General features: G+C 51.5%; 13 protein-coding genes. 6 read left to right on the top strand and 7 right to left on the bottom strand.

The window, feature by feature from the left end; all coding sequences use genetic code 11:
* Positions 1-21 precede the first annotated feature (21 nt).
* A complete protein-coding gene (locus BEA93_RS15925) occupies positions 22-1,245 on the top strand; it encodes a cytosine permease (protein ID WP_001227359.1) in 1,224 nt (407 codons plus the stop codon).
* 77 nt (positions 1,246-1,322) lie between these two features.
* Entirely contained in the window at positions 1,323-2,219 is an 897-nt protein-coding gene (locus tag BEA93_RS15920) for a LysR substrate-binding domain-containing protein (RefSeq protein ID WP_000470721.1), read from the top strand.
* Between the two features lie 93 nt (positions 2,220-2,312).
* Here the strand turns inward: BEA93_RS15920 and metE are convergent, their stop codons facing one another.
* The gene (gene metE / locus BEA93_RS15915) at positions 2,313-4,574 is read right to left on the bottom strand and encodes a 5-methyltetrahydropteroyltriglutamate--homocysteine S-methyltransferase (RefSeq protein ID WP_000153915.1); all 2,262 of its coding nucleotides are present in this window, start codon (positions 4,572-4,574) and stop codon (positions 2,313-2,315) included.
* A gap of 117 nt (positions 4,575-4,691) precedes the next feature.
* On the opposite strand from metE, the gene metR reads away from it, so the two are divergent.
* A complete protein-coding gene (gene metR / locus BEA93_RS15910) occupies positions 4,692-5,645 on the top strand; it encodes an HTH-type transcriptional regulator MetR (protein WP_000573631.1) in 954 nt (317 codons plus the stop codon).
* On the opposite strand, the gene bioP is transcribed toward metR, so the two are convergent.
* The 3 genes from bioP to pldB all read right to left on the bottom strand — a co-directional run bounded on the left by bioP (position 5,533) and on the right by pldB (position 8,340).
* Complete coding sequence (gene bioP / locus BEA93_RS15905) at positions 5,533-6,432, bottom strand: biotin transporter (RefSeq protein WP_001196250.1); 900 nt, start codon at positions 6,430-6,432, stop codon at positions 5,533-5,535. The two genes, metR and bioP, sit on opposite strands and share 113 nt — an antisense overlap.
* Positions 6,433-6,507: 75 nt before the next feature.
* Positions 6,508-7,308, bottom strand: a complete 801-nt coding sequence (yigL, locus tag BEA93_RS15900) for a sugar/pyridoxal phosphate phosphatase YigL (RefSeq protein ID WP_000285344.1) — start codon at positions 7,306-7,308, stop codon at positions 6,508-6,510.
* A gap of 15 nt (positions 7,309-7,323) precedes the next feature.
* Positions 7,324-8,340, bottom strand: a complete 1,017-nt coding sequence (pldB, locus tag BEA93_RS15895; RefSeq protein WP_016262690.1) for a lysophospholipase L2 — start codon at positions 8,338-8,340, stop codon at positions 7,324-7,326.
* Positions 8,341-8,450: 110 nt separating this feature from the next.
* On the opposite strand from pldB, the gene rhtB reads away from it, so the two are divergent.
* Positions 8,451-9,071 carry a homoserine/homoserine lactone efflux protein gene (gene rhtB / locus BEA93_RS15890; RefSeq protein ID WP_000142511.1) on the top strand — a complete coding sequence of 207 codons (621 nt, stop codon included), beginning with the start codon at positions 8,451-8,453 and terminating at the stop codon, positions 9,069-9,071.
* A 59-nt stretch (positions 9,072-9,130) separates the two neighbouring features.
* Here rhtB and rhtC read toward each other — a convergent pair whose 3' ends face one another.
* The 3 genes from rhtC to pldA all read right to left on the bottom strand — a co-directional run bounded on the left by rhtC (position 9,131) and on the right by pldA (position 12,645).
* Positions 9,131-9,751, bottom strand: coding sequence for a threonine export protein RhtC (gene rhtC, locus BEA93_RS15885; protein ID WP_000928833.1), 621 nt, complete (start codon positions 9,749-9,751; stop codon positions 9,131-9,133).
* A gap of 63 nt (positions 9,752-9,814) precedes the next feature.
* Entirely contained in the window at positions 9,815-11,644 is a 1,830-nt protein-coding gene (gene recQ, locus BEA93_RS15880; protein ID WP_024191924.1) for an ATP-dependent DNA helicase RecQ, read from the bottom strand.
* 131 nt (positions 11,645-11,775) lie between these two features.
* Positions 11,776-12,645, bottom strand: coding sequence for a phospholipase A (gene pldA, locus BEA93_RS15875; RefSeq protein WP_001259597.1), 870 nt, complete (start codon positions 12,643-12,645; stop codon positions 11,776-11,778).
* Positions 12,646-12,810: 165 nt separating this feature from the next.
* On the opposite strand from pldA, the gene yigI reads away from it, so the two are divergent.
* Entirely contained in the window at positions 12,811-13,278 is a 468-nt protein-coding gene (yigI, locus tag BEA93_RS15870; protein ID WP_001277134.1) for an acyl-CoA thioesterase YigI, read from the top strand.
* A gap of 217 nt (positions 13,279-13,495) precedes the next feature.
* Positions 13,496-14,386 (top strand): EamA family transporter RarD, encoded by an 891-nt coding sequence (rarD, locus tag BEA93_RS15865; protein ID WP_000380004.1) that lies wholly within the window; start codon positions 13,496-13,498, stop codon positions 14,384-14,386.
* The last annotated feature ends 21 nt before the right edge of the window (positions 14,387-14,407 follow it).

The following is a 14,407-nucleotide window of genomic DNA, read 5'->3' as shown; positions in this document are numbered from 1 at the left end:
CATTTATAAAGGGAACATACTATGCGTAAAAAAGAAGAGAATCTGAATACGGCATCAGGATTGCGTATTGCCATGATTTTGCTGGGTATTGCCGTCACACCTGTGCTGTTGTCATCCTCAAGCCTCGGCAATCAACTTTCCAGCGGCAGTTTAATTAGCGTCGTATTGTTAGGCGGCGTCATTCTGACCTTACTTTCTACCATCACCATTAGCGTTGGAGAAAAAGCCCGCCTGCCAACGTATGGCATTGTGAAATATTCGTTTGGCGAAAAAGGGGCCATTGCCATTAACATTTTGATGGCGATAAGTCTGTTCGGCTGGATTGCCGTTACCGCCAATATGTTTGGTCATTCGGTACATGACTTACTGGCCCAGCATGGGCTGGAAGTTCCACTGGCACTGTTAGTGGCGCTTGGTTGTGTCATTTTTGTCGCCTCTACGGCATTTGGTTTTGCCGTTCTGGGAAAAATTGCCCAGATTGCCGTGCCGGTTATCGCGCTGGTGCTGTGTTACATCCTCTATGTGGCAACCCATACCGAAGTAGCAGCACCAGCAGCGATAGTGGAGATGAATACGGGTGTCGCCGTTTCCACCGTTGTTGGTACGATTATTGTACTGGTTGCCACACTGCCTGATTTCGGTAGCTTTGTGCATAACCGCAAACATGCGCTGATTGCCGCAGGCGTGACGTTTCTGGTTGCCTACCCTCTGCTCTACTGGGCGGGTGCAACGCCGAGCGCCATTAGCGGTCAGGGATCTTTACTGGGTGCAATGGCGGTATTCGGTGCGGTTCTGCCCGCGGCGCTGTTATTGATTTTCGCCTGCGTCACCGGTAACGCGGGCAATATGTTCCAGGGCACGCTGGTGGTTTCCACGCTGCTTACCCGCTTTCCAAAATGGCAGATTACCGTGGCGCTGGGTATCCTTTCCGCCATCGTAGGCAGTCTGGATATTATGGCGTGGTTTATTCCGTTTCTGCTGTTCCTCGGTATCGCCACGCCACCCGTTGCCGGAATTTATATCGCTGACTTTTTCCTTTATCGCCGTAATGGCTATCAAGAGTCAGTATTAGCCCAGGAGTCACAGATTAAAGTGCTGACATTCGCAGCCTGGATCATAGGCGCTGCGGTTGGCTTTATGACGGTAAAAGGCTTATTCACCCTGACGACGATCCCTTCGGTGGACTCTATTCTGGTGGCATGCATCGCGTATGCGATTCTCAGTCGGGTAAGTCAACACCGCTAATTCCTGGGTATACTCAAGCAATGATTACGGCTGAATCTGGAGTGATTCAGCCACTTTACCACTGACCAGGGAGCCTTATGTTCATCTCAGATGAAACGCTTCGTGTTATTCATCTGGTCGCCAGACACCAGAGCATTACCACCGCAGCCGAGCAGTTAAATAAAGTTCCTTCCGCCATCAGCTACACCATTAAGAAAGCGGAAGAGAGTCTGGGCGTTGAACTGTTCATTCGTAAGGGACGCTATATTGAATTATCTCCGGCCGGGAGTTACTTCATCGAACATAGCAAAACTATTCTGGGCGACCTGGAAGCATTAAAGCGCAACACAGTGCTGATTCACGATGGTATTGAACGTGAACTGACAATTGCGGTGAACAATATTATTCCTGGTGATTTGCTGGTGGCATTCATTCGAGATTTTGAACGGCAATTCACATCAACAACACTGACGGTAGATCTTGAGGTATACAACGGCTGCTGGGATGCGCTGTACAGTAAGCGTGCCGATCTGGTCTACGGTGCTCCTCATGCAGTGCCAAGCAGTGAAGGCATCATTAGCGAACCGGTCGGACAAATGGAATGGGATTTTGTCGTCAGCCCACTCCACCCACTGGCAGCGAAGCGGCATCCATTAGAAAACAGTGAATTGCGTCATTATCCGGCGGTTTGTATCCGCGATACCTCCGTTAATTTCCCCCCGATGCAAGCCTGGCTACTGGAAGGACAAAAACCCATTTTTGTTCCTGACTTCACTACGGCAATCGCCTTAATAGAACAAAACGTCGGTATTGGTTATATTCCACATCATCTGGCATTGCCGTTATTAAATAGCGGTAAATTACTGAAAAAGCCGATGCGCGAACATAAACACGCCACCAAGTTATTTCTTGCCGCTCGTTCCGATGGTATGGGCAAAGCCTGTCAGTGGTGCATTGAGTATTTAAGAAATCCGCAATTAATTTTCTGCTCCTGAAGATCCACTTAATACCAGGCACACATAGCAAAATGGCTTCCAGTGCTGGAAGCCATCATCGTACTGCAATTTACAGTGACTCGTTAATACTCATCACCCCCGACGCAAATTCTGCGCCGCCTGCACCATGTTCGCCAGTGCCGCGCGGGTTTCTGGCCAACCACGCGTTTTCAGGCCGCAGTCCGGGTTGACCCACAGGCGCTCTGCCGGAATACGTTGTGCCGCTTTCTTCAGCAGGGATTCAATCCATTCCACGCTCGGTACGTTTGGCGAGTGAATGTCATAGACGCCAGGACCGATTTCATTCGGATAATCAAACTCTTCAAACGACTCCAGCAACTCCATGTCGGAACGCGAGGTTTCAATGGTAATGACGTCTGCGTCCAGCGCCGCAATCGAATCCATGATGTCGTTGAACTCGCAATAACACATATGGGTGTGAATTTGCGTTTCATCCTTCGCCACGGCGGCGTTGATACGGAAGGCCTCTACGCCCCACTGGAGATAGGCATCCCAGTCGCTGCGACGTAGCGGTAAACCTTCGCGCAGTGCCGGTTCGTCAATCTGGATGATGCCAATTCCAGCGGCTTCCAGATCCGCCACTTCATCACGCAGCGCCAAAGCGATCTGTTTAGCGATGGTTTCACGGCTGACATCTTCACGCGGGAACGACCAGCAGAGAATCGTCACCGGCCCCGTCAGCATCCCTTTCACCGGTTTGTCAGTCAGCGATTGCGCATACTTTGCCCACTCAACGGTAATCGGCGCCGGACGGCTAACGTCACCAATGACAATCGGCGGCTTAACGCAGCGGGAACCGTAGCTCTGTACCCAACCGTTTTGTGTGAAGACAAAACCGTCGAGATGCTCGCCAAAGTATTCCACCATGTCGTTACGTTCAGCTTCGCCGTGCACCAGCACATCCAGTCCCAAACGTTCCTGCTCAACAATGGCCTGCTTGATATGTTCCGCAATACCCGTGCGGTAGTTGTTGGCGTCAAGATTGCCCTTTTTGAAATCCAAACGCAGGGTACGAATTTCCGTGGTTTGCGGGAAGGAACCAATCGTGGTGGTCGGCCATGCGGGCAGTTTAAAACGCGCACGCTGGGCTTCAGCACGCACTTCATAGACATTCGCACGCTGACTGTCCTGGGCGGTAATGGCTGCCAGACGTTTTTCTACCGCCGGATTATGTACGCGGGTTGAGTGACGGCGCGCCTGAATCGGTGCGCTCCACTCTGCCAGAGCTGCCGTGTCACCACTGTTCAACGCATCGCGTAGCAGTGCCAGTTCATGACATTTTTGCAGGGCGAAGGCAAACCAGCTTTTCACTTCTGCATCAAGGCGCGTTTCCACGCTCAGGTCGATAGGGCTATGAAGCAGTGAGCAGGAAGATGCCACCCATAAATCACGTTTACCGACAATGTCCTTAATTTGCGCATATTTCTCGGTGAGATCGGCGCGCCAGACGTTACGACCATTGACCAGTCCGGCAGACAGCAGCCAGTCAGAAGGCAGGCGCTTGTGTAGTTCTGCTACATCATCTTTGCCATGTACGAGGTCGACATGCAGACCCTGAACAGGCAGCGCAGTAATCGTGTCGAGGTTCGGTGTTACGCCTTCAAAATAGGTGGTCAACAGCAGTTTCACCTGCCCCTGCAGTGCATCGTAAGCAGGTTTATACGCGTCCAGCCACGCCTGCGGCAGTTCCAGTACCAGCGCCGGTTCGTCGATCTGTACCCACTCAATGCCACGTTTTGCCAGTTCCGCCAGAACTTGCTGATAAACCGGCAGAATGTCATTCAGCAGACTCAGGCGATCAAACTGTTCACCTTTCACTTTACCCAGCCACAGGTAGGTGACCGGTCCCAGTAGCACAGGTTTCACCTTGTGACCCAGCGCCTGCGCCTCATCCACTTCATCCAGCAACTGCGTCCAGGTCAGTTTGAATTGCTGCCCTTTAACGAACTCCGGCACCATGTAGTGATAGTTGGTGTTAAACCATTTGGTCATTTCCGCCGCCGCCGCAGGTTCGCCAGTTGGCGCACGTCCACGACCAATACGGAAAAGGGTGTCGATATCTACAGAACCATCTTTGTTCTGATGACGCGCCGGAACGTTACCCAGCAACAGGCTGGTGGTCAGAACATGATCGTACCAGGCAAAGTCGCCCACCGGCAGCAAGTCGATACCGGCCTGCTTTTGTTGATCCCAGTGACGGGCACGCAATTCACGCCCCACCGCCAGTAATTCTTCACGCGTGGAGTTCCCCGCCCAATAACTTTCTTGTGCTTTTTTCAGCTCGCGACGCAGGCCAACGCGAGGAAAACCGAGGGTGTGATTAAGAATTGTCATTATATGCCCCTTATGGAATTTTTAGTATTTAGACGTCCAGATGTTTACACATCCATAATTGGCGGTTACTGTATATTCCTCAAGCGCAAATTATTCATGCCGAAGTGAAGGACTTTCATGATCGAAGTAAAACACCTGAAAACGCTACAAGCGTTGCGGAACTGCGGCTCGCTCGCAGCCGCTGCGGCGACGTTGCATCAGACGCAATCCGCCCTGTCTCACCAGTTTAGCGATCTGGAACAACGTCTTGGCTTCCGGCTATTTGTGCGTAAAAGCCAGCCGCTACGCTTTACGCCGCAGGGAGAAATCCTGTTACAACTGGCAAACCAGGTACTGCCGCAAATCAGTCAGGCACTGCAAGCCTGCAATGAACCGCAGCAGACTCGCCTGCGTATCGCCATCGAATGTCATAGCTGTATTCAGTGGCTGACGCCCGCGTTAGAAAACTTTCATAAGAACTGGCCGCAGGTCGAGACGGATTTTAAATCGGGCGTAACCTTTGACCCGCAGCCCGCGTTGCAACAGGGCGAGCTGGATCTGGTGATGACATCCGATATTCTGCCGCGCAGTGGCCTGCATTACTCGCCAATGTTCGATTATGAAGTGCGTCTGGTGTTAGCACCTGACCATCCACTGGCTGCGAAAACGCGGATCACGCCGGAAGATCTCGCCAGCGAGACGCTGTTAATTTATCCGGTGCAGCGTAGCCGACTGGATGTCTGGCGGCATTTTCTTCAGCCCGCAGGCGTCAGTCCGTCACTGAAAAGCGTCGATAACACCTTATTGTTGATTCAGATGGTTGCCGCGCGGATGGGTATTGCCGCCCTGCCGCATTGGGTGGTGGAGAGCTTTGAACGCCAGGGTTTGGTAGTGACTAAAACCCTTGGCGAAGGATTGTGGAGCCGACTGTACGCCGCCGTTCGCGATGGCGAGCAGCGTCAGCCGGTTACGGAAGCGTTTATTCGCTCAACGCGCAATCACGCCTGCGATCATCTGCCGTTTGTGAAGAGCGCGGAGCGACCCACTTACGATGCACCCACAGTGAGGCCAGGATCACCAGCGCGCCTGTAATAAACGTTGGCCAGTGCGGCTGTTGGTGCCAGATTGCCAGGTTAACCAGCAGCCCTGCCGGAACATGCATATTATTCATAATACCCAGCGTTCCGGCGTCCACCTGAGTCGCGCCGTAGTTCCACATAAAGTAACCAATCCCGGAGGCCACCACGCCAAGAAACACCAGAATGCTCCATTGCAGCGTAGTTTCCGGCATTTTCTGCGTATTGCCCAGCAAGAACCATGCAATCACCGCCACCAGGAACGCGCCGAGATAGAACCACGCAAAGGCGTTATGCTGCGGCATCGGGCGGGTTTCCATCAGGCGTTTATAGCCCACCATACCAATCGCGAAAGTGATATTGGAGAGTTGCACCAGCAGCAGGCCAGTCCAGAAATGGTCAGTGACCTGATCGTAACGAATAATCCCGGCACCAATAACTGCCAGCAAGGCGCTAAAAGCGTAGCCCCAGCGCAGACGGCGCTTACTCATGATGTCATAAATCAGCGTGATGTAGAGCGGCGTCAGGACGGTAAATAACAGCAATTCAGAGACAGTCAGGTAAAGATAGGCACGGAAACTAAGCATATACATAATGCCAAGCTGCATCGCGCCCACCAGCATATACAGGCCAATGGTTTTCAGGCTATTGCCTCGGGTACGCAGGAACGGCAGGAAAACGAGCGCCGCCAGGCCAACGCGTACCAGCACCGAAAAATAGCTGTCGACGTGCCCCGCAAGGTACTCGCCGTAAAAGCTAAAGGAGAAGGCCCACAGAATAGTGGTGATGATTAGTAGCGCCACAATGGAAAACTCTTTGATTAACGAGTATCCATTGTAGCGAAGTATCAGGTTGACAACTGAACAAATAAAGAACGATTACGATAAATAGAGCTTACGCAGATAATGCGGCACCGCGTCTTCGGCATTAGTCCCAATGACTTCCAGTTCCGGATGCAGATCTTTCAGACGCTGGTGCGCGCTGCCCATAATGCAACCTTTCCCCGCCATCGACAGCATTTCGGCGTCGTTCATCCCGTCGCCAAAGGCAATGCAATCCTTCAGACTGTAACCCAGTTTCTTCGCCACCGCTTCCAGCGCATGGCCTTTAGAAACACCGCCAGCCATCACTTCCAGACAGGTTAAGGTAGAGAAGCTGACGTTGACGCGATCGCCCCAGCGAGCATTGATTGCTTGCTCAAGTGGTAACAATTTTTCATGAGAATCGCAGGTGAAGAATACTTTGCTGACGCCTTCCGGCTCCAGCAATCCCGGCTCATACAGAGCATATTTGAATACCGCTTCTTTAAAAAAGCGCATCTCTTCCGGGCGGTGGCGGTTCATAAACCATTCATCATCACGATAAACGTTAGTAATGATGTCCGGGTTGTCGTTGACCACGCCAAACAGATCGCTGGCAATGTCATGATCCAGGTTATGAGCAAAAATCAGATTGCCATCGAGGTCGTGAACGCGCGCGCCATTGGAGGTGATCATGTACGACTTAATCTCCAGATTATCGCGAATTTGCCCCACATCGACGTGGTGGCGACCGGTCGCAAACACAAAGTTGATACCGCGCGCAGTGAGCAATTTCAGCGTTTCTTTGGCGTAAGGGGACAACGTATGGTCGGGGGAAAGTAACGTACCATCTAAATCAGACGCAACAACCTGATACATAAGAAATTTAAACCTCTATAACGAGCGACTTCCGCTGGATGTGTTATGCCGGTCGAAAAATTCGACGATGGCGTGGAGCGCGACTGAGCGCATTGCGTCCTTTTCAAAAAGGATCTCGTGGTACGCACCTTTAATTACCAGCGGTCGCCCCCCTTCTACAGGATGACCCGCTGCGGCGCGGAGTTCACAAAAACGGTCGTGCATACGGTTATCTACCACACGTTCTTCTTCGGCCTGCAAGAGAAGCGTTGGTGTGGCGTCATCACCCGCACCGGCTAACACCTGTTCGCCAGCCAGAATACTTTCGCGTACCCAATGGTAGGTCGGCCCACCGACGCGAATCGTTGGATCATCAGCATAGAAGCGTAAATTACGTCGATATCGCTGTCTGCTGTGGGTCAGTACATTGATGGCAAACGGCAGCGCGCGCCAGCGACCGGTGCCTATTGCATAGCCATCACGAAAACGTGGGTGCGCTTCAGCCCAGTTAAGGATTTTCCGCGCCATAAATGACGGCATACGAATCACAATACCGAACATTGGTGCAGTTAGCGCAATGGCGTCACATACACCTGGATGGCGTTGCAGAAATAATGTGGAGATCGCGCCGCCCATCGAATGTGCCAGTATATAGCGTTTACGCCACGGGCCTGGCTGGATCTCTTGTTGCCAGAATGCCGCCAGGTCATCGACATAATCATTAAACTGATTCACGTGTCCGAGATGCGGATCGGCTAACAGACGACCGGAGCGTCCCTGCCCTCGATGGTCGATGATTAACACATCAAACCCCAGATGGAACAGGTCATAGGCTAGTTCGGCATACTTTACATAGCTCTCAATGCGCCCTGGACAAACGACGACTACCCGGTCATGTTGCGGAGCGCAAAAACGGACAAAGCGCACCGGAATATCATCCACGCCAATAAACTCTGCCTCGTCCCGCTGACGCCAGAAGTCAGTCAGTGGCCCCATCGTAAAAGCAGCAAACGCTTTTTCTCTTGTTTCCCAGTCTTTTTGCTGCTGAAACATCGGGTAATCTGCCTCTTAAACCACGTAAAATCGTTTTTTTAAGCGTGTCTGACACAACGCCGCGACAGTAGCGTATTGTGGCACAAAAATAGACTATCCGGGAGATTCCCATGACCTTTGAATGGTGGTTCGCCTACTTGCTGACATCGATCATTTTAAGCCTCTCGCCAGGCTCTGGCGCAATCAACACCATGACGACCTCACTTAACCACGGTTATCGCGGTGCGTTAGCGTCTATCGCTGGACTGCAAACCGGACTGGCGATTCATATTGTATTGGTTGGTGTGGGTTTGGGTACGCTATTTTCACGCTCGGTTATTGCTTTTGAAATATTAAAATGGGCAGGTGCCGCCTACCTGATTTGGCTGGGAATTCAGCAATGGCGCGCCGCCGGAGCTATCGACCTCAAGTCGCTGTCCCCAACCCAATCTCGCCGTCATCTGTTTCAGCGAGCCGTGTTTGTGAATCTTACTAATCCCAAAAGTATTGTGTTTCTGGCGGCGCTATTTCCACAATTCATCATGCCCCAGCAGCCACAACTGATGCAGTATATCGTGCTCGGCGTCACCACCATTGTGGTCGATATTATTGTGATGATCGGTTACGCCACCCTCGCCCAACGGATTGCACTCTGGATTAAAGGGCCAAAACAAATGAAGGCGTTGAATAAGATTTTCGGCTCGTTGTTTATGCTGGTGGGAGCACTGTTGGCATCGGCCAGACATGCCTGAAAATCATGTCGGATACGGCGAAACGCCTTATCCGACTTACTCTGATGACGCGTCAGGTATCAACGCGAAATAATCAAATGTATGCCAAATCCGGCAAATAACGCTCCGGCAAAACCATCGATCCACTTCGACAGGCGCTGATAACCACGGCGCATCTTCGGCAAGGCAAACAGGCTGGCAACGACGGTAAACCACGCCAGCGTTTCGATAATGATCAGCGCGAAAATGCCCCAACGAGCGGTGGTGCCGACGTTATCACCGACAAACAGCGAGAACACCGAACCAAAGTAGATAATCGCTTTAGGATTGGCGAGATTCGTCAGCAAACCTTTCAGGAAACTGCGTCCACTTTTCGCCAGTTCCACCTGTGGTGCAGGCGCGGAAACCGTCTCTTTTTTCAGTGCGCCGCGCAGCATCTGGTAACCCATCCAGCAGAGATACAGCCCACCGCCAACCATAATCAGCGTATGCAGCCAGGCCATTTTTTCGATAATCAGATGCAAGCCAAGCAGCGCGATCCCTGCCCAAACCATTACACCACAGGTAATACCCAACACGCCCATCATCGCTTCTTTACGGGAACGACTAACGGCAGTCTGAGAGACAAAAAAGAAATCGGGACCGGGACTCATAAGCGCCACAATATGCACCATGGCAACGGTGAGGAATAACATCAACATACATTTGACTCGTGGGGAAAACGTTTACGGAATATTCATCCTGGCACTTTTTTATGCCGATGACTACTCTTCGTCGTCGCCGTCGACATGCGCGCGGATCAGCGTCATAAACGGTTTGCCAAAGCGTTCCAGCTTACGCATCCCGACACCGTTAACGCTCAACATTTCGCTGGCGGTGATCGGCATCTGCTCTGCCATCTCAATCAGCGTTGCATCGTTAAACACGACATATGGCGGAACATTGCTTTCATCAGCAATAGACTTCCGCAGTTTGCGTAATTTGGCGAACAGCTTGCGGTCATAATTGCCGCCGAATGATTTCTGCATCACCTTCGGTTTAAGCGCCACAATACGCGGCACGGCGAGTTGCAGAGGGGATTCGCCACGCAGCACCGGGCGCGCGGCTTCTGTCAGTTGTAGGGCAGAATGCTGGGCGATGTTTTGTGTCACCAGACCGAGGTGAATCAGTTGGCGAATTACGCTCACCCAGTGCTCATGGCTTTTCTCACGCCCCATGCCATAGACTTTCAGTTTGTCGTGACCGTAGTCGCGGATACGCTGGTTATTGGCACCGCGAATCACTTCCACCACATAGCCCATACCAAAACGCTGATTCACCCGGCCAATGGTGGAAAGCGCAATCTGCGCATCGGTTGAACCGTCGTATTGTTTCGGCGGATCGAGGCAGATATCGCAGTTACCGCACGGCTCCTGACGACCTTCGCCAAAATAGTTCAGCAACACCAGACGGCGACAGGTTTGCGCTTCGGCAAATGCGCCCATCGCATTGAGTTTATGGCGCTCGATATCCTGCAACTGCCCTTGTGGCTTTTCTTCCAGACAACGACGCAGCCACGCCATATCGGCCGGATCGTAAAACAGCATCGCTTCCGCTGGCAGGCCATCACGCCCGGCGCGACCGGTTTCCTGATAATAGGATTCAATGTTGCGCGGAATATCAAAATGCACCACGAAGCGAACGTTAGGCTTGTTGATGCCCATGCCAAACGCCACGGTCGCCACGACAATTTGCAGATCATCGCGCTGGAATTTCTCCTGCACATCGGCGCGGACATCGTTTTCCAGTCCGGCGTGATACGCTGCTGCGCTAATCCCCTTGCTTTGCAGACGCGCGGCGGTGTCTTCCACTTTCGCCCGACTGTTACAGTAAATAATGCCGGACTTACCCCGCTGTTCCTGCACGTAACGCATCAGTTGATCGAGTGGTTTGAACTTCTCCATCAACATGTAGCGAATATTCGGGCGGTCAAAACTGCTGATTTGAATCAGCGGATCGTTCAACCCGAGCAGGCGCACAATATCTTGTCGCGTGGTGTCGTCGGCGGTGGCTGTCAGCGCCATAAATGGCAGCATCGGGAAACGCTGGCGCAGTTGACCAAGCGCGGCATATTCCGGACGGAAATCGTGTCCCCATTGGGAAATACAGTGCGCTTCATCAACGGCTAATAAGACAGGATTCCAGTGCGCCAGATGCTCAAGGAAGTTATCCAGCATCAGGCGTTCTGGTGCGATATACAGCAGGCGAATTTGCCCGGTACGGCAGCCAGTCATCACTTCAAGCTGCTGCTCGCGGGTTTGCGTTGAGTTAAGGCACGCCGCCGCCACACCGTTGGCTTGCAGTTGATCCACCTGGTCTTTCATCAACGAAATCAGTGGTGAAACAACAACGGTCAGGCCGTTCAATAACAACGCAGGAATTTGATAACACAGAGATTTGCCACCGCCGGTTGGCATAACGACGAGGCAATCGCGACCGGAAAGTACGGTGTCGATAATTTCTTCCTGGCCTGGGCGAAACTGTTGGTAGCCAAAGGTTTCTTGTAAAACCTGTTTAGCTCCGGACTCCAGATTCAACACTTCCGCCTGCGCCACATTCACCCCGATTGCCTGAAATAAAAACAGGCGCTATTTTCAGCGCCTGAGCGAGAAACTGCAATGCTTTTAGCGCCAGGATGGATAACGTTGGAAGTAAGATTCCAGTTTTGCCTGCCGCTCAACTCGCATTAGAACAGGTCGTTTAGCATAACCCCCACACCGACGCGGGTCTGGTTAAAGTTATAGTCGATAAGTGATTCGCCGTAACCGCTGTAGACCTGAGTATAAAGACGCACATGTTTGGTGATTGGGTAACTTAAGCCTAACTCTGCGCCGCCGTAACCGGTGTTCCAGTTATACTGCCCTTTCGCGCTCAATACCGCATCACCGAGGTGATAGCCGATTTTAAGCTGGTAGTAACCCATATATTTGGTGATATCCGGGTTATCGTCCGTATTACCCACCACATACCACGGCTTCACTTCTACCAGCCAGTTACCGTTTTCTGCCATCAGGCGGGTATAAAGGCGGTTCCAGCTACGGGACGTCGGGTCAGAACGCCCGTTCGAGTCATGGTTGTAGCCCATCTCCACATCGCGCAGTGTCCAGCCTGCAAAACGGTAATCGGTAGCAAAACCGAGGAACAATTGCGGTTCATAGTTGGTTTCACGAAACGGCGATGACTCTTCGCTATTAGAAAGCTGCCACCAGGATTTCTGGGTGTAGGAAGCGCCCAGTACAGAGTTTGGCCCCAAAATCCCCCGCCACAACGGAAACGCCAGACTCAACTGGAATTTCACTTCATCCTTACGCGCGTTTTCTGCCCAGTCGTAGCTGGCAATCGCTTCTTTATTCAGATCGCTGGTCTGGGTATAGATGATGTAGTTGGTGTCATAAGGATAAAGGGTGAAAGGATTATCATGCTCCTGCAACATATTGGCGATAATGCTGCCACGTACTGCAGGCGCATCATGCACATCTTTCACCGTTGCCTCTTGCGCATTTGCCACTATCGGCAGCATACACACCGGCAACAAGCAGCCCAGTAGAGTCCGCATCGATCGTGTTCTCCGTAACGAATTATTGATTAGATGAATATTTTTTCTGCGGGCTATTTTACATACTTAACTCAATTGCCGTTAGTTATCCCTTCCTAAAGTAGAAACCAACAACAAAGAAGCATAAAATCAACATTTCATTAACCACTGAAGTGTAAGGATGATATGTCTGCCGTACTGACTGCCGAAAAAGCCCTGAAATTAGTGGGTGAGATGTTTGTTTATCACATGCCGTTTAATCGGGCATTGGGGATGGAACTGGAGCGTTACGAGAAAGAATTTGCGCAACTGGCCTTTAACAATCAGCCAATGATGGTTGGTAACTGGGCACAAAGCATTTTGCACGGCGGGGTGATTGCGTCGGCGCTGGATGTCGCCGCTGGCCTGGTATGTGTAGGTAGTACCTTAACCCGCCACGAAACCATCAGTGAAGATGAACTGCGCCAGCGGTTATCGCGGATGGGAACCATTGATCTTCGCGTCGATTATCTGCGCCCAGGCAGAGGCGAGCGTTTTACAGCCACCAGCAGCCTGTTACGTGCGGGTAATAAAGTCGCCGTCGCCCGCGTTGAACTGCACAATGAAGAACAACTTTATATTGCCAGTGCTACCGCCACCTATATGGTGGGTTGAAAATCTAAAAGCAGGTAAACTGCTGAGACTGATAACAAACGCAAATTGCCTGATGCGCTACGCTTATCAGGCCTACCAGAGAAATGCAATATATTGAGTTTGCATGATTTTGTAGGCCAGATAAGGCGTTAACACCGCATCCAGCATGGGCAAAGCGCACTTTGTCAGCAATCTGAGCAGGTAAGCTGCCGTTAACAATTAAAAATGAGTTTTTCCAATGGATACCAAACAAACGCGGCAGGGCGTATTACTCGCTCTTGCCGCTTATTTTATTTGGGGTATTGCTCCTGCGTACTTCAAGCTGATTTATTACGTACCTGCTGATGAGATCCTGACGCATCGTGTAATCTGGTCGTTTTTCTTTATGGTGGTGCTGATGAGCATCAGCCGCCAGTGGTCCTATTTAAAAACCCTGATTCAGACGCCACAGAAAATCTTTATGCTGGCAGTCTCTGCTGTGCTGATTGGTGGCAACTGGCTACTGTTTATCTGGGCAGTGAACAATCACCATATGCTGGAGGCGAGTCTCGGTTACTTTATTAACCCGTTGGTGAACATTGTGCTGGGAATGATTTTCCTCGGTGAGCGGTTCCGCCGGATGCAGTGGCTGGCGGTAATTCTGGCGGTGTGTGGTGTGCTGGTCCAGCTCTGGACTTTTGGTTCGCTGCCAATCATCGCGCTGGGTCTGGCATTTAGCTTTGCCTTCTATGGTCTGGTGCGTAAGAAGATAGCGGTAGAAGCACAAACTGGCATGTTAATCGAAACCATGTGGCTGCTGCCCGTGGCGGCGATTTATCTGTTTGCTATTGCTGACAGTTCTACCAGCCATATGGGGCAAAACCCAATGTCGCTGAATTTACTGCTGATCGCTGCTGGAGTTGTCACCACCGTTCCGCTGTTGTGCTTTACCGCCGCCGCCACGCGCCTGCGTCTCTCCACTCTGGGCTTTTTCCAGTATATTGGCCCGACGCTAATGTTCCTGCTGGCAGTAACGTTTTATGGTGAAAAACCGGGTGCCGATAAAATGGTGACATTTGCCTTTATTTGGGTGGCACTGGCGATTTTTGTAATGGATGCGATTTATACGCAGCGTAGAACGACCAAATAAAAAATAAATATATTCTGAAAA

It is taken from the genome of Escherichia sp. MOD1-EC5950 (assembly GCF_002965345.1).
GTDB lineage: Bacteria > Pseudomonadota > Gammaproteobacteria > Enterobacterales > Enterobacteriaceae > Escherichia > Escherichia marmotae.
Note: the sequence above shows the minus strand (reverse complement) of the source record. Positions and strands in the feature narration are given on the sequence as shown.

Bases quoted from the DNA above. Each gene is read 5' to 3' on its own strand.
- BEA93_RS15920 (WP_000470721.1), top strand. From the start codon at position 1,323: ATGTTCATCTCAGATGAAACGCTTCGTGTTATTCATCTGGTCGCCAGA.
- metE (WP_000153915.1), bottom strand. From the start codon at position 4,574: ATGACAATTCTTAATCACACCCTCGGTTTTCCTCGCGTTGGCCTGCGT.
- rarD (WP_000380004.1), top strand. From the start codon at position 13,496: ATGGATACCAAACAAACGCGGCAGGGCGTATTACTCGCTCTTGCCGCT.
- rhtB (WP_000142511.1), top strand. From the start codon at position 8,451: ATGACCTTTGAATGGTGGTTCGCCTACTTGCTGACATCGATCATTTTA.
- BEA93_RS15925 (WP_001227359.1), top strand. From the start codon at position 22: ATGCGTAAAAAAGAAGAGAATCTGAATACGGCATCAGGATTGCGTATT.
- pldA (WP_001259597.1), bottom strand. From the start codon at position 12,645: ATGCGGACTCTACTGGGCTGCTTGTTGCCGGTGTGTATGCTGCCGATA.
- metR (WP_000573631.1), top strand. From the start codon at position 4,692: ATGATCGAAGTAAAACACCTGAAAACGCTACAAGCGTTGCGGAACTGC.
- rhtC (WP_000928833.1), bottom strand. From the start codon at position 9,751: ATGTTGATGTTATTCCTCACCGTTGCCATGGTGCATATTGTGGCGCTT.
- yigL (WP_000285344.1), bottom strand. From the start codon at position 7,308: ATGTATCAGGTTGTTGCGTCTGATTTAGATGGTACGTTACTTTCCCCC.
- yigI (WP_001277134.1), top strand. From the start codon at position 12,811: ATGTCTGCCGTACTGACTGCCGAAAAAGCCCTGAAATTAGTGGGTGAG.
- pldB (WP_016262690.1), bottom strand. From the start codon at position 8,340: ATGTTTCAGCAGCAAAAAGACTGGGAAACAAGAGAAAAAGCGTTTGCT.